The organism is Oceanobacillus indicireducens (assembly GCF_014647195.1).
GTDB lineage: Bacteria > Bacillota > Bacilli > Bacillales > Amphibacillaceae > Oceanobacillus > Oceanobacillus indicireducens.
In genome coordinates this window covers 1-18599 of the sequence record NZ_BMOS01000014.1, presented here as the reverse complement: position 1 = coordinate 18599, position 18599 = coordinate 1, and the positions used below count along the sequence as shown (strand labels likewise).

The window sequence follows — 18599 nt, the reverse complement described above, 5'->3', positions numbered from 1 at the left end:
AGCCGCCTGCGGAAAGCGTAGTATATTCCCGGAGCGGTTGTTGATGCTCATTTGTTCGGATTTATAACCATACTAAGAAGTTATGTCCCAGCCTCGTCCACTTATTAATCAATCGCCCCAAAGTTGACAATTGTCACATCGATATCGAATTCCATTTTGGCATCTTGATATTTTTCCATCCATTCCTTGTTAGTCGTCTTACTTCCTTTTCTTGACGTGATATATTTTCTTCCAAGACCCAATGCATCTGAGTTTACTTCTTGAAGTTTCGCGAATAGGTTTTCATATTCTCTTACAAAGTATTTTTCTATATCACGTTCGAATTTCCGAGAAGTATCTTCTGATTTAATGTTCATTGGGATTGAGGTTTCTAATAAATCCAATTTCATTGTGATATCTGCCTTAAACGCTAACGAATCGGCATCGACAATCTTTATTTTCCCTTTACCTGTATGAAGCATTAAAGAAAGATAAATCGAATCTTCATTTTCTGTCAGTTTTCCTTTATAATCAATCTCGCCCAGATAATTTTCACGAGGGACGCCTACATCAATTGGAGTTCCTCTCAAACGCTGCCTCAACAGATTAGCCATGAATGATTCCTTTACTGATATGTTACCAACATACTTATCTTCTTGAAAAACAGCTGCACCAGTTAGTGTAGGTTTACCATTCACTACGTCTATTACTGGAAGTATCGGATCAATGCCGACTTGTTGCACCAATCGCGTGAAAAATTGTAAGGTAATTCGTGGTAAAGTACCCTTTTCGACCTCTTTACTTATTAAGTCTTGTAAATACTTTGTTCTATTTAATTCCACACTTTGTTGCTCTATTTCAAGAATTTCTCTTGCAGTTTGATTGGTTACGGCTAGCTGCATAATGTCAGAAACAGGTGCATCACGAACATGTGTATTTAGAAAGGGAAGAATACCTGATTCAGCTGCTTCTTTTCCATAAAATTCTATATTGATTTTTCCGGGGACTAATGGATAGGGCGATTGTTTTTCAGCTTCTACACGGGCTTGTTTAATCGTACGACCCTTTCCAGTCAACAAACTAGTCATATCCGGAGCACGCGGATCAAAAATATAAGGAATGAGTGTCGTTTCAATCATTCTTTTTCCACCTTCATCTATTAGATCAACTCCACGTGAATTAATGATTGCCAACTTCTCAATTTGCGTTGTTTCCAGACAAGCCTGCAGAAATACAATAAGTATGAATAACGGTATTAACTTAGCAGTTCGCATGTATTCACCCTCCTTATTTCTTCCGTGTTTTTTTCTTTAAAAGAACTAGTGGCAAAAGAAGGAAAGGATAAATATATACAATCCCATAGGATACCCTGCTAACATTATCAATCAAACGCTGAATGATAAAATGCTCATTAAAAAAAGGGATTAGAATTAGAAGGATACTAGCACTTGTGTAAACACTAGTTTCCCTCGAAAGATTATAAATACGTTTCGCTATATAGCTTATGCACCACATAAGAAGAATCACCTTTGGCATCGCAACCATCATCCATTCTGCAATGACAACGTAGTCCAACCGCTCGATGATAGGAGAGGTCTGAATTTTAAACAAATTTAATACAGCCCAAATTCTTCTTTCCAATTGAGCTGGACTTAAGAATCCAATCGCTATGTTTGTAGCAAGCAGGGCGACGAAAGTGAAATAGGATAGTCCTAAGAAAACAGGCTTACCAATCTTTTCTTTATTTGCCACAAAGGGGTAGATAAAAAACAAGATTTCAAATCCTGTAAATGTATAAGATGCGGCAATTGTGCCGCGTAAAATATCAATTATTTCTTTATCCATTACAGGCAGAAAGTTGAGAAAATCCATTTGTCGAATTGGTTGAATTAATAAAACAAATAACCAAGTAGAGAACATAAAGAAGAGAAAAGTGACGCCAACAACTGCTTTTAGACCGCCAAATACCGTATAGATAGCAATAATAAGAAGCATACATCCCAGCACGAATGCATTACTATCTGGTAAAACAAAAACCATAATAATCTCGATATAGGTTACGAGTGTGGATAAGATATAGAATATAAAATAAAGGATGTACACCGTTCCAAGTACTTTCGAAATAAAACTGCCAAATAGGTCGGCCTGAACGCCGAGGATATCCGCATTTTCATATTGCCTCAATATATATAACATGACAAAAAGGAGCAGGGCAATATAGAGGTAGGCAATGAGTATCGAAATCCATGCGTCATGCCCTGCTTCCATAAAGACAATTCGTGGGATTCCAATCAATCCAACCCCCAGCTGCATGGAGGCAATAATAAAAAACATATAGAAAGAACGGAATTGTTCACCTTTTGGTATTTGAACATTAATTTTCATATACAATCCCTACTCATCAATATCTCTTCTTTTCGCAGCTCTCTCTTTGTTAAATAATTGTTTATCCTTTGGTCGATACGATAAAAAGCGTTTATATTTCGTTTGCTCCGGCAGACGGTAAAAAGCTTTGTTAAAATCTGCAAGCCGGAGGGGGTACAATGGCGCGAGGTATGGTCTGCCTAAAGACTCTAGACGAACTAAATGGATGACTAATAAACAGATACCAAACATCAGCCCGATAATCCCGTAAAAACCAGCAAGGAAAAACAGTGGGAAACGAACAAATCGTATCGTATTACCCATGACATAACTAGGCGTTGCATAAGAAGCTAAAGCACTCATTGTAACTAGAATGATCAGAATGTTACTCGAAATACCAGCTTGAACCGCTGCAGTTCCAACTACCACACCACCAACAATACCAATCGTCTGTCCCACTTTGGTAGGTAGTCTTGCTCCAGCTTCCCGTAATAGTTCAATTACGAGTTCGATCAAGAATACTTCAATAAGCGGCGGAAAGGGAACAACCGACCGAGATTCACCGAGCGAAACTAAGAGCTGGGATGGAACTAGTTCGTAATGATACGTAGTTGCAACGACATACATTGGGGTTAACAGTAAAGTAACAAATGCAGCAAGAAAACGAAGAAAACGGACAAACATGCTTAACGTCCAATGAAAATAGCGGTCTTCTGTAGACTCAAAGAAACTGAATAATGTAGAAGGTGCAATTAAAGCAAACGGGCTGTCTTCAACCATAACAATAATTTTACCCGATTTTATTGCATACATAGAGCGATCCACCAATTCAGAAGAAACAAATTGCGCAAATATAGAGGTAGAGGAATCTAAAATATATTGTTTAATTATATGAATGTCTTCTACCATATCAATCTCGAGATCGCTCAACCGTTGCCTCATTGTATTAACATCTGTTTCGTTCGCAACTGATTTAAGATAGATTATTCTCGTTTCTTTTGGATTTCTTTTACCGACTTCAACTTTTTCCATTGCAAGGTCTGGTGTATTCATCCGCCAATTGATTATATTTAAGTTACTTTCAAGTGACTCGGTAAAAGCAATGAGCGGACCAACAACTACTGATTCCGTCTCTGCTTTTTCCAGCGCCCGTTTTTCCGTCTTGCCCAGTTCGTACATGATAACTTGATTTTCTTGTTCGACGTAGAGACCAACATAGCCCTCCGTAAGCTTATTTCGGATAGTCCTAATGCTGGACACTTGTTCTCCCGAAGAAAGCGGTATTTCACTTAATATGGAGTCTGCTGTACATTCTGTTTGCATATCTAATAAATTATTCAAGACTTGTTGCTCGATTTTAGTCGAATCAACAAGATAGGGAATATAAAAAACAGCAACCTGCTTATTTTCTTGTTTATAAACCGTGAAACTCAGATCCTGACTATTGAGAACCTCTGTTTCAAGTTTGTTTTCAAATTCATCCATAGAAAGCGGGAGATCCGCTTGATTCGCTCGTTTCTTTACAGGACGCATAGGTGACCTCCATCTGTATAGCTAGTCCATTTTAGTATGGGTAAATCAGTTAAATTTATCCCATATTTCCTCTTCTTTTATAAAAAAGTTTAATGCGAACTTGAAGGAGGGTACAGGCTTCATATTCAAGTCGGATTTCAATTATGAAATCCAGCTTTTCTTACATTACACAGCAAACTATAAAATACAAATACTTATATTTAAGGTTATTGGAGGAAAGAGTAAGGATATTTATACAATTAATGTAAAGAAGGAGAAAATGGTTGTTAATAACGGGTAGAACTGTTTATTTGAACAAGTTGATGGAAACAATAAATAAATGTATCATTCAATTAATTTATAAAGGAGAAGAAAATGGCTGGGAATGAAACTAAGGATCGATCGATTTACTCCAAACGTAATCTATGGTCTGGTATTTTATTTGGGGTTGGTCTGATCGCTTTTATAGACGAGACGGTATTTCATCAAATTCTACGCTGGCATCATTTTTATGACAAATCCACGACTGATATCGGGCTAATTTCTGACGGTCTTTTCCACGCTTTTAGTTGGTTTGCAACCATTGGGGGCTTGTTTATGTTCACGGATCTCAGGAGACGTAACGCGCTGTGGTTAAGGAGGTGGTGGGGAGGAGTGTTTCTTGGTGCAGGGGTGTTCCAGTTATATGATGGTACAATTCAGCACAAATTAATGCGGATACACCAGATTCGTTATGTAGATCATTTAATCATCTATGACGTGATTTGGAACACAACAGCTATTTTAATGATTATAATTGGTCTAACCCTTATTGTGCAGACAAGAAATAGCCAGCAACCAGGGAAGGATGCCTCACATGAACATCAATAACCACATTCATCATACAGTTGGAATAATACCTCAGCTACTTTTGGCACTACCGTTTATAATGGCTATCGTCATGTATATCCTAGCTGTAATTGTCTCCAACAGGCGACAGAAACCTTGGCCAATATATCGAACGGTTTATTGGGCTTTTGGAATTCTTTTCGCTATTATCTCGGTTGCAGGTCCGTTAGCTGATCGTGCACATGTAGACTTCGCAGCTCACATGTTCAGCCACTTATTTTTAGGGATGCTTGCGCCATTGCTTTTAGCACTCGCTGCACCGATGACCCTTATGCTGCGAACGCTGAATGTTCCCTTGGCAAGAAGGATTTCAAAGGTTTTAAGAAGTTGGCCATCAAGGATATATACCAATCCAGTTGTTGCATCCTTTCTTAATATAGGTGGACTTTGGTTATTATACACTACGGATCTATACTCGCTCATGCATGAGAGTATCCTTTTACATATAATCGTGCATTTCCATGTATTCTTAGCCGGCTACTTATTTACCGTGTCCATGATCTATATTGATCCGATACCTCACCGCACTTCTTTTTTGTACCGTGCAATCGTATTTGTTATTGCCTTAGCTGGACATGGTATTTTATCAAAGTACATCTATGCGCACCCACCTAAAGGGGTGCCTGCAGACCAAGCAGAACTTGGGGCCATGATTATGTATTATGGCGGGGATATTATCGACATTATTATTATCTTCATCCTTTGCTTACATTGGTTTAGGGCAACCCGACCTCGAATAGAACTAGCTATAAATTAGCGTTGGAGGAGTATTTAATATTGTTCAGGCCACCTCCTTGAGTTATCAGGCGTTTTCTATTTTTTCCTCTAACTTTTTTTGTTTAATAAATTTACTTATTGGTACATTCGTATAGATGAAGACTCCCAAAATCAGCAAACTGAAAAACCATTCGGTTACTTGCCTATAAATCAGCATTTGATTATACCCATCTACTCCGTACTTTTGTAGCAAGAGTGCCTTTAATCCAGCAAGAGTGACTCCGCGAATAACGAATAGCAATTGTATATACTGAAACCACTTGAAGATGCCTTTTTCGAAAAAAAGGGGAGTGCTTTGCTTTTTTGGCCAACCTTGCAAGTATACAAAATCTACTGCAAAGTATAATGCCAAAGGCCGTTTTATTAGAAGTGTGAATAAATGAATCATGGCGTAGAAAAGACTTAAATAAACTCCATTCCAAAGCATTTGCTCGGCCGATTCGGAAAGGACATTGACTGTTGTAGTGATAAACAATGAACTGATAATAAACAGCCCAGTAATATTAAATTGCCGTTCAAGAATGAAGCGAGAAAGAGCATAGATAAGACCTGGAACGGTTGAGATAAGCATGGCGGGATAATCCCCTAATAATTCCCTGCCATAATTCCAGATAATAAAGGGTAGGCCGACATAGAATAGAAGATCAAGCAAGACATATTTGCTATTCATTTCCATCACCCTTCAACTGATGATCGTATGCATCTTCAATAAATGAAATTACATCCTCGTCAAGATAGACAAATCCAAGATTTTCTTTTTTGGTGCGATAGACTTGATATGCTTTTTTGGCTGTAGCTGCATTTTCACCATACATTTCCTTGGCTATCTCAAACCATTTATTAGCAAGCTGTTGGCCTTTTTTAGAACTTGGGTTTACTTCGTCAGCAATTGCTTGTCGTATTTCACGAAATAAGTTGATAAAGTCCGAAACAACTGGTGTATCCTGACCGACTTTTGGCAAGGTATTCAGGATCTCTAATTCTTCATTTGTGAAATACTTTTGTCTTTTCTCGGTAAATTTGCTATTTACGGGGGAGATGTGCTTGAACGTATTAAAAATATCCTCCCAATTTTTATGACCACCAAGCTCCATAACTTGAATAAAACTTTCTAATGTATGTTTGTTCTTTTTAAATTGCTTGATTTCTGATTGAATCAATTCCATTTGCATCTGTAATAATTCCATCGGTGATTTTTCTTGATTCGTGATGATAGTTTTTATTTGCTTCAGGGGAAAATCAATTTCTTTTAATGTTAGGATATAATAAAGCTTCGCAAAGGCCTCTTCATCGTAATATCTCAACGTACGAATTGTAGTCTTGCTAATCTCTGCTAATTTACCGATCGAATACAAATGATCCACCTCTAGTGTGCTTATTCGTATTATACAATATGACTTAACGTAAGATTCAAGTTGTTATGTAAAAATTAAAATATTTCAGATGCCGATATATAAGTTTTGAACCGAAGCAAGCAGGATTTTAAATTTTAATGGTGAATTGAATAAGGGGGTGTAGACGAATTTTGATGCTAGGGGTTTTAAAATGAGTGATGGTTGGAAATCTTGTCCTACTGAAATAAAGGATTTTATCTTACAGATGAAAGAAAGAATTAAAGAAATTATAGATGATAAGTTTATAGGCTTTTATTTACACGGTTCGTTAGCGATGGGAGGGTTTAACCCTAATCGTAGCGACATCGATGTGTTGGTTGTTACAGACAAACCGATAAGACTTGTAGAAAAAAGGAATTTAGCACGGCTTTTTCTAGGCTATTCTTCCTCACCGTATCCAATTGAAGTAAGTTTCCTAAGTAAGAAACAATTAATGGATTGGCAGCATCCTTGTCCATTTGAATTCCATTTTAGCGATTATTGGAGAGAGCGATATGAAACTGATTTATTCCAAGGGACATATCAATATATTAATGAAGTTATTCAAACGGATCCAGATTTAGCAGCTCATATAACCATTACGAACTACAGGGGAATATGTATAGAAGGAAAACCTGTTGATGAAGTGTTTCCTAAAGTCCCACTGGATGATTATTTATCGTCCATAATGGGGGATTATCTGGAATGTCTAGAAAACATTGCAGAAGATCCGATTTATTGTTCATTAAATATGTTGAGGGTGTTTTGGTTTCTAGATGAAGGAGTCATTTCCTCAAAGAAAGAGGCAGGGGATTGGGGACAAAAAAACCTACCTTTGAAGTTAAGAAATACAGTGAGGAAAGCTACTGAAAATTATGCGGATGGGAAAGATGGCTGCTCCTTTGAAAAGCTTGAACTTTTGTTGCTGAGGGACTATATCGCTGGAAAGGTGCAAGAGCTACTCTGATTGCCTAAATCAAACTTTTTTCATAAGCCATTTTAAACAATAAGTGGAAGGTGAGAGACCGTTCGTTCCTACCATGATAGTACCCTCACTTTCCTTCATATCAATAATATTAAAGTTTTCAGGTTAAGTATATTGAATGTCAAAATTCAGTTCCTTTTTCAATAAAAATTACTCCCCCAAATTTCCAGCAAAAGATCCGTTTTTCTCGCGGTGAAAGAGATACTACAACTAGGTAATGAATTACAGGTCAGCATTTAAATTGTAATAAGACAAATAATAAAAAATACTGAAACCCCTTGACATGAAATCGATATCATAAACTAAACTTAAATTGAAAAGCAGCCCTTGATGACTTTTAGTAATGGAGAGAAATCTTGTGAGTGTAACCCAGTATGGGGCATGATCACATATGAGTCGTTATCTTTTACTAAGTCTAACCAGGGCTGCTTTTCAGAGTCTTAAACGGTCAATCTTTCTATCAATTCAACGGAAACTTCCTTGTGCGAAACCGTTTCCGACATGGTCTGTTCCAAAAGAAGTTCACCTATGGAATGTAGCGGAATACCAACCGTTGTGATATTCATTGCACGAGCAATCGGTTGGTCATCAAATCCGATAATCGCTAAATCATCAGGAATCGCTATGTTATATGTAGGACTAGCAGTAATCATTCCAGCAGCTACTTGGTCACTCGTAGCAAGCAAAGCTGTCGGACGATGTTTCATGCCTGAAAGTTCGTGTAAAACTCGTTCACCATCCTCCAAGTAGTGACATCCCTTAAATATGTATTCTTCATTATAGCGCAATCCTTTTATTTCCAAAAAGTCTTGATAAGCACGTTCACGCTGTCCGCTATTTGTGCCATCCAATCGATTGATACAAAATCCAATTTCTCGATGTCCCCGATCGTATAGATAATTTAGTGCTTTCATAAAACAAGTGTAATGATCGACAAAAGTATAACTCAATGATGTATCGGTGCCATTTTCAAAAAGGACAATTTTACCATATTCACGATAACGTTCTACTATATCCAAAGATATTTTTCTTGAGCAGATGATCAAGCTATCGATTTGCTTTAGCTTTAACATCTCCAATGCTTCCATTTCTTGATCTTCCAGATATCCGGTCTGATAAAGGACAATTTTATAATGATGAACAGAAGCAGCGAGAGAAATACCTTGAATCAATTGGGCAAAGTAAGGATGGTCTAAAAAAGGTAAAACAACACCAACTAAATTTGTTTTTCCCTTTTTTAAATTAACAGCATTTATGTTTCGGATATAGCCACTCTGTTTAATTGATTGATTTACAGCTTCCACTTTTTCACGCTTTACATATGGATGATTATTTAACACACGCGAGACAGTCGTAACAGAAACTCCAGCTAATCTGGCAACATCATGAATATTAGCCATTAAATCACTCCTTTTAAAAAACATTTATGGATTCTCACTTCTTACATTAGAATACCTTGAACAATAAGTCCAAGCACTAACCCTAGAAAGATAGATGACAGGGTACCTAATAAGAAATATTCCGCCCAGTTGCGATCATCTAACTGTTTGAAGCGGGAGATGGATTTTGCGGCAATGATAAAAGCGATGGACGGGTAAGCGCCTATCACAGTTAGTAGTATAACAAGCAATCTTTCTATATTACCAATTAGCTTTCCTCGAGAGCGGGGCGGGGAGGAGTAGGTGAAATAGTGATATTCCCCTGTAAAACTATTTTTCGTATTTGGTTGATTCCTTTCTTGTACATCAATCATTCTATTACGTAATGTTAATTCTCCTTCAGAGTTCGCGAATTCCGATGGCAAAGAACCAACGATATGTTTTACAATATGTCCACTTATGGTTGTAGCCGGAATGTAAACTATCATAATAAATAAAACCGTATTAACAGAATGTAAACTGCCTGTTCCAAATAACTCTATGAAACTTGTAGTCATATCCGCGATACTAATTTGTAAGAAGATTTATCCTTAACCATTTGATCTGTCTGCAGCCAGAAGTCAGCAATTAAATGGGCGAGGAGCAACAATAATACAATCATTAAACTCACCTCTCTTTAGGTAAATATACTTGAAGGCGGTTGTTTATATTTTGTCTAATGTTGAGTTGAAGCTCTTCAGTTTGATCATTAACTGGTCCCATCTCCAATGAATTTAACACATCTACAATATTATAAAATGTATCTAAAATGACATCCGCCTTGCCATTTTTCATATGACTCGATATAGTAGATTTCGTTCTGCCGAGATATTCGCTGACTTTGTTTTGTTGACCGAGCATTAAATATAATGAACAGACAAGGGACTGTATCTCCGTTTGTTCGTTTATTTGCTCTTGTTTTAAAGATAAACTTGTATTTAATAATGTTGCGAACTCCCTGCTGTAAACTTCGAACCCGCTTGCGTCTTTACGTGGAGCTAACTCAAAGTGAAATTGCATTCTATTTTGCTGATTTTTAAGGAAATCATTAGCTAACCTAGCCTGCCTCATTAATGGATGTATCCACGTTTCGATGTTTATATTGTTTAGATTTCCTTCGATATTGCCAAAAGAGAGACCGAAATATGGGGGATGATCTGTGTATTTCCAAATACGACTTAAATAGAAAGCGAGTATATAAGTAGATGCAAATCCATTACTCACGACGACTAATTCATCACCAGCTCGGTGTGCGACTTTTGTTGTTGTAATATATTGCGTCCAGTAAGCGATGCTGATCTGCAATTCCTTGAGGTAATCACTCAACTCATTGCCGATATCTTCCTTGGAAGAATTGCTTACATCCATGATGAAAACTGAAACTTGATTTTCCATGAATAATCAGCTCCTTTTTCTTTTACGGGTGCAGAAGTTCGTTTATATAATCGAACATATCATAAGTTTGATGGTTTAGTCAAACCTCCTAAAAGTTAGGTCTTTTAATCTAACAAATATGTACTCACGAAGAATGCTAGCTTGCTTTCAAGCTTTAACGGACTAGTATTGTTTAATCTTTTTTAATATTCCGTTATGTATTATGATGAAATAGAAGATTATAGACCTAGTTAGGGAGATGATCTAGAAAATGCTAAAATCAGAAAGACTTCAGTTTCGAAAAATGGTAGAAAGTGACATTGAGAAGTATCACTCATGGAGAAATGATTTTGATGTTATGAAAACAACAAGCCCATCGCTCGATTTATACTCTTTTGATGAAACAAGAAATTTTGTGGAAAATGTTATTCTCAATTCAACATCTTCCAGGAGTTATATAATCGAGGAGAGTGAAGGGAAGAGGGCAATAGGAGTAACATCACTGACAAATATTGATACAAAAAATAGAAATGCGGAATGTATAATTGATATTGTGAAAAGGATTATTGGGGAATGGGATACGGGACAGAGGCTCTAAAAATGTTACTTGATTATGCTTTTCTAGAGTTAAATATGCATCGTGTTTCCCTAAGGGTGTTTTCTCATAACGAAAAAGCTATACATATTTATAATAAGCTTGGCTTCGTGAAAGAAGGGGTAATACGAGAAAGTTTATACAGGAATGGTATATGGCATGATATTATCGTGATGGGGGTTTTAAAAAAAGACTATTTGAACGGTAAAAGATGATATTGCCGTCTAAGAATCGCGCGGGGAAGCATTTTGTGAAGTGTATGCGCTAAGTCGAGATAAAGATCAGAGCGTTTTTAACCAACTGAGAGTCTATCAGAGGTTTCCAGGGGATGCAAGTGAAGAGACTGGATAAAATATAATACTTTATCTTCCAGTCTCTTCATTAGAGGGGTTATCTAGAAGATTTTTTCGTTATACGTCCGTTTCCAAGTTTAAAAAATTGCTAACTTCTTTTACATAATCGGTAAGTGGATAAGCTTTATATAAACGGCTCGATAAACGGATCGGATCTCCAAAAAAATACCTCTCGTATTGGGTCTGTCTCGTTCCAAATGAACTCATTGTCAGATCCCAGGCTAACCTAAATATTTTCACACGATCCTCTGCATTCTTGGTTGCTGCTTGAAGGTACTGATCAAGATCAGTTTGAATAGGGGAGCTAAATGCATTTTCTGTAGGTAGACCAACCAGTCCGCTCGCCCCAATTAATTGAATGATTTCGGTGAATCGGGGATATATTTTAGGGAAGATATTATTGGCAACCTGAAGCGGTGCAATACTCGGCCTTATTGTTCCCCACTGGTCTAACGCTGCGTCACTTTCGGATTTTTCTAATAGAGCCTTCATTGTTTCCAGACCAATAATGATCTCTGACAGTTTTTCTTGAATATGCTGGTACTCACTCACATTAATTGTCTGTACGAGAAGCTCAGCCAGACCTAAAATGAATTCCGTTTTGACAATTTGTCTAGTCACGACTTGGTGGATCGTAAAACAGTGAAAAGAACTTTTGAATGAGAAATCCTCGGCCGCTTGGGCATTATCATAATAGAAAACTCTATTCCACGGAACTAGTACATTGTCGAAAACAAGAATAGTATCCATTTCCTCGAATCGGGAGCTTAATGGGTGATTAAAAGTTGAATCTCCACCAACAAATGACTCCCTGCAAATAAATTTTAACCCCTTTGTATCTGAGGGAATAGAAAAAGCAAAAGCTTCGTATTCATCTAGCAAAAACTTAGGAATACTAAAAACTAATACTTCATCCGTTAATCCGCCTTGAGTAGCTAAAAGACGTGCTCCTTTGATTACTAAACCTTCTTCATTTCTATCGATTACCCGGGCAGCAATCGGCTCTTCCTTCGAGGATTCCAAATATGCTTCGGAACGGTTTACTTGGGGTGAGACAAATGTATGGGTAAATGAAAGGTCTTTATTCATCGCCAACTCATATAAGGATTGGATATTTTCTGGAAAGCAGTTGATTCTTCCTCTTAATAAGGGAGCAGAAGCGGCGAAACTCATTACAGCGGTATTAAGATAATCAGGACTTCTTCCCATCAATCCACCCGTCCGTCTGGCCCACTGCTCACTAGCTGTTCGTCTTTTTTTTAAATCATCCTTCGTTTTTGGCTGCAAGAAGGAAAGGCCAATAGAATCCCCGGTTTTGGATGAATGGAAAGTCAACTTATCTTTGAATTCAGCCTCATGCTGCATGTTATAGAGAGATGCCTTTGTCCGAAGAATTCCTTTGAATGCAGGGTGTTGAGAGATTTTCCCTTGAACCTTCTTTCCATCCAGCCAAATCTCCGTATCCAGTTGATCTAAGCGTTTAATAAAATCCGATCCATTAATAGCTCCCATCCTAACACTCCCATATCCATTTACTTTTATAATGTGAATTCATTTATACTGTATTATTATATTAGTCGGTATGTTTGCCTATTCCATTATTTCAGAGCCATGCTTGGTTCATCTATTTAAAACCGGGTTTTATTTTTTTGATAAGAATGAATGAATATAAAACACAGGAATTTACCCAGTTATGAGTAAATAAAAACATTCTTTTCATTAAAAAGATCGACTTTTATTTTGTCTAAAAAATGACATTTTCTGTTTATAAAGGAAACTAGCTGTTTTCTATATTGCTCTTTACAACTATTTTTCTTATGATTAGTGTAAGGGATCTTATATAGGAGTGGAAAACAAATGAATAATGGTATCAACAATGCTAAACAGCGAAATTATAATCCGCTGATTTGGTTACTATCCATCTTGATTGTGGGAGTTATTGTGGCAACGTATTTCTTGCCGGAAATCCCAGGTGGTACAATATGGGGAATTGAATTAACGGTATTGCCGATGCTGAATGCTATATTCAACAGCTTTACCTTTGTTTTTTTATTGATTGCATTAGCCATGATTAAAAAGAAAAACATTAAATTACATCGCAGATTCATCATCGCTGCATTTGTAACAACCTTTTTATTCTGTATCTCGTACTTAACGTATCACTCTATGGCTGCATCTACCAGCTACGGCGGAGATGGCCCGCTGATGTACATTTATTATTTTATACTGATCACACACATTATACTTGCTGCAGTAATCGTGCCGCTTGCGCTAATCACACTCGGGAGAGGCTTGAATATGCAAGTGGAAAAGCATAAGAAAATTGCACGCTGGACAATGCCACTCTGGTTGTATGTAAGCCTTACTGGGGTATTGGTATACTTAATGATTTCACCATACTACTAGGCAAAATTCATGCTATAAAAAGGAAAATGGGAAACCAGATTTTTCATGGTTTCCTTTTTTTATAGCACGCTATACTATGAATAAGAATGATAAGGATTTTACTGCAAGATATGTTTTTAGGAGGAAGAAAATTGTCAGCGATAACAATCGTTAAAGCTCTAAATAATAATGTCGTCATGGCCGAACACCCCAGCGAGGGAGAGGTCATTGTAATAGGGAAAGGAATTGGCTTTAATCGAAAAGAGGGTGATTCCCTCTCGGCAGCACAAGCGGAAAAACTATTTGTATTAAAAAATGAAAAAGAACAAGAACAATATAAAAAGTTGCTGCCGCAAATTGATGAAACCTGGCAAAGTGCGATTATCGAAGCTATTGGCCATATTAGTGAACGTGTATCAGGCAAGTTAAATGAACACATCCATATCGGTTTAACGGATCACCTTTTGCTTGCGATGGAGCGTGTGCGCCAAGGACATACAATTGTCAATCCGTTTTTAACCGAAACAATCGCACTATATCCATTCGAGCAGGAACTAGCAAAAAAAGCTGTCGAAATAATTGGAGATAAGACAGGCATTTATTTGCCAAAGGATGAAATCGGGTTCATTACGCTTCATATACATAGCGCATTAATGAATAAGGATTTAGGAGAGATAAATAGACATTCACAGCTTGTTACAAACTTAATTCATATTATTGAGAGTGACTTTGAACTTATTCTCGACAAGGAAAGCCTAGATTATATGCGACTTGTCCGACATTTGCGATTTACGATTGAACGTGTCGTACAGGGAGAAAAAGTGAAAGAACCAGAAAAGATCGCACAGCTATTGAAATATGAATATCCATTATGTTATAATCTGTCTTGGAAGCTAATAAAAGTTATGCAAGAGTTTTTGAAGAAAAAGGTATATGACGCTGAAGCGGTTTATTTAACTATGCATCTTCAACGTTTAAAAAAATATGAATAGCAATTATATCTATACGTGTTACTGGATAGGCAGGCATAAGTATGGAAGATAATTGAAAAGACTTCACATGGGAATTCCCATGCTTCTTTTCGATATCTTCTAAACTTATGCCTGTTTTTTTATTTCATTTTTATTAGCTTAAATAAAAATAAGTGGAGGAATAGGAAGATGTGGAAAAAGTTTTTTGGTGTTTTACAGAAACTTGGTAAAGCATTGATGCTTCCGGTGGCGATGCTGCCAGCAGCTGGTTTACTGTTAGGATTAGGAAATGCGGCGCAACAGGATGCGATGTTACAGCTTTTACCGTTTCTTGATGCGGATTGGATACAATTAAGTGCTCGCGTGATGGAAGATGCAGGGAATATTATTTTTGCTAACCTGGCACTTATCTTCGCAGTCGGAGTTGCAATTGGACTTGCAGGTGACGGTGCAGCAGCACTTGCTGCGTTAGTCGGATACTTGGTAATGAATCAGGTGATGGGATCATGGTTAGGTCTATCTGCTGAAACGGTTGCATCAGAACCAGGATTTGCAAGTGTACTAGGAATCCCGACATTACAAACAGGGGTATTTGGCGGGATTATTATCGGTTTAATAGCGGCTTATGCTTATAATCGTTACCACGATATTGAAATGCCGTCCTTCTTAGGATTCTTTGCTGGTAAACGATTCGTTCCGATTATGACAGCAGCCCTTTCATTCATTGCAGGGTTGTTGATGTTGCTTGTTTGGCCTCCGGTTCAAGATGCAATGAACAGTGCATCACTATGGCTAATTGAAGAAGGAACATATATCGCAGTTTTTGCATTTGGGTTTATTAAACGTTTATTGATTCCGTTTGGTTTGCATCATATATTCCATGCGCCATTCTGGTATGAATTTGGAACATATACAACGGCTGCTGGAGAGATCGTAAGAGGGGATATGACAATTTTCTTTGCACAGCTAAGAGATGGTGTTGAAATAACTGCCGGTAATTTCATGGCTGGTGAGTTCCCAATCATGATGTTTGGACTTCCAGCTGCAGCACTAGCAATGTACCATACAGCACGCCCGGAAAGAAAGAAACTGGTTGCTGGTTTACTCGCTTCAGGTGCGTTAACTTCTTTCCTAACGGGAATTACGGAACCACTTGAATTCTCATTCATGTTCTTGTCACCAGTCCTATTTCTAATTCATGCGGTACTTGATGGATTATCTTTTGTGCTTATGACGTTTTTAAGTGTTAATATTGGTTATACCTTCTCTGGTGGGGGAATAGACTTCTTCTTATTCGGAATCTTGCCAGGCCAAGAACCTTGGTGGTTAGCCGTTATTGCAGGTCTTGTGTTTGCCGTGATTTATTACGTGATTTTCCGTTTTATGATTCAGAAATTTAATCTCAAGACACCTGGACGTGAAGCGGATAATGGCGAAGATGGGGATGAAGCTACTGGTAATGATCAAAATAGTTTACCTACCCAGGTACTTGAAGCAATGGGTGGAAAAGAGAATATTGCCCATTTGGATGCATGTATTACAAGACTTCGCGTATCTGTTAACAATCAAAGTGAAGTCGACAAAGAACGTTTGAAAAAGCTTGGTGCTTCAGGTGTATTAGAAGTTGGAGAGAATATACAAGCTATCTTTGGTCCACGTTCAGAGATTATTAAAGGTCAAATGCAAGATATTATGGCAGGTAAAACACCGCGAGTAGAAGAAGAACAAAAGAAAACAGACACTGGCTCGACTAGCCCTGTTCAGAATGATTCATTTGTTTCTCCAATGACGGGTGAAGTCAAACCGATCACCGACGTACCTGACCCTGTATTTGCAGGGAAAATGATGGGGGACGGATTTGCCATTCTACCAACTCACGGTACAATCGTTTCGCCGGTGAACGGGAAAATTGTCAACCTGTTCCCAACAAAACATGCAATTGGTATTGAATCCGATTCTGGACGTGAAATATTGATTCACTTTGGAATCGATACAGTGAAGTTGGAAGGTAAAGGCTTTGAAGCGCTTGTCGCGCAAGATGATGAAGTCAAAGTAGGACAGCCTTTATTAAATGTTGACTTAAATTATGTAAAAGAAAATGCACCATCGATTATAACGCCAATCATTTTTACAAACCTAAAAGACGGTGAAACAGTAAGTTTAACAAAACAAGGTAATGTAGAAATTGGTGATGAGGAAATTATTGAGATTCAGTAATGTGTGTGAGAACCCCGCTTTGTATTTGATGGCAAAGTGGGGTTTTTTGCATGCATGGGAAGATAAGCAAAGGGTGTAGAGGATTGTTTTAAGGTGCAGGCGAAGCAGACAAAAAATATTTCAACTTCTAATGAAATAGCATGATAAATATCGCTCGCTCTTTCTTAATGGTGCGCGGTTAATATATTTTACGAGACATTGTACTTTATAATGAACAAATAAATTACGAATGAGAAAATCATCGGGGGTTATACACTTTATGACGAACAAAAGTACAAAAATGCGAATCACAACAGATGAAAAAATAGTATATGCAGAAAATATGCAGGATATTTTTTATTTGTTGAATGGAGACGGCGATATTGTGAAAGAAGTTTAGTATGAAAAATATTTCATATCAATCTCTTTGACAAAATATTTATGTTATACTGTTTTTATCAATAGATTAACTTTATATGAGGGGTGGCGCACCGGATTACCTTCTTTAGACTTTCCTAAAGAAGGGAGGTGTCGCCTATGGACATTGGAGAAACATTAGTACTAATGATCTCCTTTGGAGCTTTAGTGGCTTTTATCATGTCTAACAATAATGCAAAAAAATAACCCCTCATATGCTTAGCAGGCGTTAAGGGGTTATTTTACTCTTTACAGCGCCATCCCTTTTAATGGGTGCGTCTATTGTGGCCGTTTCCATGTTACAGCATGGGAACGGTCTTTATTATTTTTTGCGTTTGTAATTATAATATACAATTACCATTTATTATTGTCAATGATAATTGCCTTTATTTCAGACCATTTAACATATAAACCATTTAAAATTAAATGGTTTAAGCATTTTCTTCCTATAAATAAATACATTTATTATTAATGAAGATATATTAAAATTAAAAGGAGAATATGTCTTTAATCCAAAAATAATAAGGTTAGAGGAGTGTAACAACAAGAAAAATTCTAATGGGATAGTGTGTATATTTATAAATAGAAATACCAAAAAGTTTTCTAAAATAGAATATTTAAATGGTGATCAGACAGAGCTTGATTTAGTATCGATTATATCTCTAAATGATATAAGTATAGTCAATTAAAAAAATCTAAGCATATCGATTTATTTCGGAGTTGTTAGAGATAATAAATTTACGTGATTTCAATACTAATCGATTAAGAAAATCTTTGATGCAATATGAACATTGCGGACGATTCTTACCTGTTGTGCGGTTCTCCTTACCACTCTTTGCGCTGGAATGTACGAGCCTTTGTGGAAGAGTTTACCAATGCTGAAGAATAAGAATTGCTATGGATAAAATGAGTTATTAAAAATGGTATTGTAATACCATATGCGAAAAACGTTATAATATCTAAAACTATTTTTTGCTTCATTGTAAAATGAAATGCAACAGCTAAATAAATA

17 protein-coding genes and 1 pseudogene are annotated in these 18599 nt (G+C 37.1%); 7 read left to right on the top strand and 11 right to left on the bottom strand.

All coding sequences use genetic code 11. The features are described from left to right. Positions 1 to 104: 104 nt before the first annotated feature. From IEX94_RS10985 to IEX94_RS10975, 3 genes are read right to left on the bottom strand one after another with little or no spacing between them, the layout of a single operon-like run. Positions 105 to 1253, bottom strand: a complete 1149-nt coding sequence (locus tag IEX94_RS10985) for a Ger(x)C family spore germination protein (protein WP_188857263.1) — start codon at positions 1251 to 1253, stop codon at positions 105 to 107. A gap of 13 nt (positions 1254 to 1266) precedes the next feature. Next, positions 1267 to 2364 (bottom strand): GerAB/ArcD/ProY family transporter, encoded by a 1098-nt coding sequence (locus IEX94_RS10980; RefSeq protein ID WP_188857262.1) that lies wholly within the window; start codon positions 2362 to 2364, stop codon positions 1267 to 1269. Positions 2365 to 2373: 9 nt separating this feature from the next. Next, the gene (locus tag IEX94_RS10975) at positions 2374 to 3876 is read right to left on the bottom strand and encodes a spore germination protein (protein WP_188857261.1); all 1503 of its coding nucleotides are present in this window, start codon (positions 3874 to 3876) and stop codon (positions 2374 to 2376) included. A gap of 354 nt (positions 3877 to 4230) precedes the next feature. Between IEX94_RS10975 and IEX94_RS10970 the strand changes: the two genes are divergently transcribed. Both IEX94_RS10970 and IEX94_RS10965 read left to right on the top strand, forming a co-directional pair. Beyond that, entirely contained in the window at positions 4231 to 4725 is a 495-nt protein-coding gene (locus IEX94_RS10970; protein WP_188857258.1) for a DUF2243 domain-containing protein, read from the top strand. Next, on the top strand, positions 4712 to 5500 hold the full coding sequence (locus IEX94_RS10965; RefSeq protein ID WP_188857255.1) for a cytochrome c oxidase assembly protein: 789 nt from the start codon (positions 4712 to 4714) through the stop codon (positions 5498 to 5500). Before IEX94_RS10970 ends, IEX94_RS10965 begins: the two co-directional genes overlap by 14 nt. Positions 5501 to 5545: 45 nt before the next feature. On the opposite strand, the gene IEX94_RS10960 is transcribed toward IEX94_RS10965, so the two are convergent. Both IEX94_RS10960 and IEX94_RS10955 read right to left on the bottom strand, forming a co-directional pair. Continuing rightward, entirely contained in the window at positions 5546 to 6190 is a 645-nt protein-coding gene (locus IEX94_RS10960) for a VC0807 family protein (RefSeq protein ID WP_229782676.1), read from the bottom strand. Continuing rightward, positions 6183 to 6875 (bottom strand): MerR family transcriptional regulator, encoded by a 693-nt coding sequence (locus IEX94_RS10955; protein WP_188857249.1) that lies wholly within the window; start codon positions 6873 to 6875, stop codon positions 6183 to 6185. Before IEX94_RS10955 ends, IEX94_RS10960 begins: the two co-directional genes overlap by 8 nt. A gap of 190 nt (positions 6876 to 7065) precedes the next feature. Between IEX94_RS10955 and IEX94_RS10950 the strand changes: the two genes are divergently transcribed. Further along, on the top strand, positions 7066 to 7860 hold the full coding sequence (locus IEX94_RS10950; protein WP_188857247.1) for an aminoglycoside adenylyltransferase domain-containing protein: 795 nt from the start codon (positions 7066 to 7068) through the stop codon (positions 7858 to 7860). Positions 7861 to 8318: 458 nt separating this feature from the next. Here the strand turns inward: IEX94_RS10950 and IEX94_RS10945 are convergent, their stop codons facing one another. The 4 genes from IEX94_RS10945 to IEX94_RS10930 are packed head-to-tail and all read right to left on the bottom strand — an operon-like array spanning position 8319 to position 10691. Then, a complete protein-coding gene (locus tag IEX94_RS10945) occupies positions 8319 to 9278 on the bottom strand; it encodes a LacI family DNA-binding transcriptional regulator (RefSeq protein WP_188857244.1) in 960 nt (319 codons plus the stop codon). Positions 9279 to 9319: 41 nt separating this feature from the next. Further along, the gene (locus IEX94_RS10940) at positions 9320 to 9814 is read right to left on the bottom strand and encodes a hypothetical protein (RefSeq protein WP_188857241.1); all 495 of its coding nucleotides are present in this window, start codon (positions 9812 to 9814) and stop codon (positions 9320 to 9322) included. After that, entirely contained in the window at positions 9811 to 9918 is a 108-nt protein-coding gene (locus IEX94_RS10935; protein WP_188857239.1) for a DUF3307 domain-containing protein, read from the bottom strand. The genes IEX94_RS10940 and IEX94_RS10935 overlap by 4 nt, the downstream gene beginning before the upstream one ends. A gap of 5 nt (positions 9919 to 9923) precedes the next feature. Then, positions 9924 to 10691, bottom strand: coding sequence for a hypothetical protein (locus IEX94_RS10930; RefSeq protein WP_188857236.1), 768 nt, complete (start codon positions 10689 to 10691; stop codon positions 9924 to 9926). Between the two features lie 250 nt (positions 10692 to 10941). Between IEX94_RS10930 and IEX94_RS10925 the strand changes: the two are divergent. Next, a pseudogene (locus tag IEX94_RS10925) lies at positions 10942 to 11480 on the top strand (GNAT family N-acetyltransferase). A gap of 195 nt (positions 11481 to 11675) precedes the next feature. Here IEX94_RS10925 and hpaB read toward each other — a convergent pair. Next, complete coding sequence (gene hpaB / locus IEX94_RS10920) at positions 11676 to 13130, bottom strand: 4-hydroxyphenylacetate 3-monooxygenase, oxygenase component (protein ID WP_188857233.1); 1455 nt, start codon at positions 13128 to 13130, stop codon at positions 11676 to 11678. 345 nt (positions 13131 to 13475) lie between these two features. Here hpaB and IEX94_RS10915 point away from each other — a divergent pair, with 345 nt between their 5' ends. The 3 genes from IEX94_RS10915 (at position 13476) to ptsG (ending at position 17191) form a co-directional block, all read left to right on the top strand. Further along, on the top strand, positions 13476 to 14024 hold the full coding sequence (locus IEX94_RS10915) for a DUF420 domain-containing protein (protein WP_188857231.1): 549 nt from the start codon (positions 13476 to 13478) through the stop codon (positions 14022 to 14024). Between the two features lie 131 nt (positions 14025 to 14155). Further along, positions 14156 to 14995: a glucose PTS transporter transcription antiterminator GlcT gene (glcT, locus tag IEX94_RS10910; RefSeq protein ID WP_268239589.1), complete on the top strand. Its 840-nt coding sequence runs from the start codon at positions 14156 to 14158 to the stop codon at positions 14993 to 14995. A 168-nt stretch (positions 14996 to 15163) separates the two neighbouring features. Beyond that, positions 15164 to 17191, top strand: a complete 2028-nt coding sequence (gene ptsG, locus IEX94_RS10905; RefSeq protein WP_188857228.1) for a glucose-specific PTS transporter subunit IIBC — start codon at positions 15164 to 15166, stop codon at positions 17189 to 17191. Positions 17192 to 18412: 1221 nt separating this feature from the next. Here the strand turns inward: ptsG and IEX94_RS19810 are convergent. Further along, positions 18413 to 18599 (bottom strand): hypothetical protein (locus IEX94_RS19810; RefSeq protein WP_229782675.1); only part of this gene is annotated, 187 nt, incomplete at its 5' end.

Excerpts from the sequence above, each read along its gene's own strand:
- IEX94_RS10985 (WP_188857263.1), bottom strand. The coding sequence starts at position 1,253 with ATGCGAACTGCTAAGTTAATACCGTTATTCATACTTATTGTATTTCTG.
- IEX94_RS10980 (WP_188857262.1), bottom strand. The coding sequence starts at position 2,364 with ATGAAAATTAATGTTCAAATACCAAAAGGTGAACAATTCCGTTCTTTC.
- IEX94_RS10975 (WP_188857261.1), bottom strand. The coding sequence starts at position 3,876 with ATGCGTCCTGTAAAGAAACGAGCGAATCAAGCGGATCTCCCGCTTTCT.
- IEX94_RS10970 (WP_188857258.1), top strand. The coding sequence starts at position 4,231 with ATGGCTGGGAATGAAACTAAGGATCGATCGATTTACTCCAAACGTAAT.
- IEX94_RS10965 (WP_188857255.1), top strand. The coding sequence starts at position 4,712 with ATGAACATCAATAACCACATTCATCATACAGTTGGAATAATACCTCAG.
- IEX94_RS10960 (WP_229782676.1), bottom strand. The coding sequence starts at position 6,190 with ATGAATAGCAAATATGTCTTGCTTGATCTTCTATTCTATGTCGGCCTA.
- IEX94_RS10950 (WP_188857247.1), top strand. The coding sequence starts at position 7,066 with ATGAGTGATGGTTGGAAATCTTGTCCTACTGAAATAAAGGATTTTATC.
- IEX94_RS10945 (WP_188857244.1), bottom strand. The coding sequence starts at position 9,278 with ATGGCTAATATTCATGATGTTGCCAGATTAGCTGGAGTTTCTGTTACG.
- IEX94_RS10940 (WP_188857241.1), bottom strand. The coding sequence starts at position 9,814 with ATGACTACAAGTTTCATAGAGTTATTTGGAACAGGCAGTTTACATTCT.
- IEX94_RS10935 (WP_188857239.1), bottom strand. The coding sequence starts at position 9,918 with ATGATTGTATTATTGTTGCTCCTCGCCCATTTAATTGCTGACTTCTGG.
- IEX94_RS10930 (WP_188857236.1), bottom strand. The coding sequence starts at position 10,691 with ATGGAAAATCAAGTTTCAGTTTTCATCATGGATGTAAGCAATTCTTCC.
- hpaB (WP_188857233.1), bottom strand. The coding sequence starts at position 13,130 with ATGGGAGCTATTAATGGATCGGATTTTATTAAACGCTTAGATCAACTG.
- IEX94_RS10915 (WP_188857231.1), top strand. The coding sequence starts at position 13,476 with ATGAATAATGGTATCAACAATGCTAAACAGCGAAATTATAATCCGCTG.
- ptsG (WP_188857228.1), top strand. The coding sequence starts at position 15,164 with ATGTGGAAAAAGTTTTTTGGTGTTTTACAGAAACTTGGTAAAGCATTG.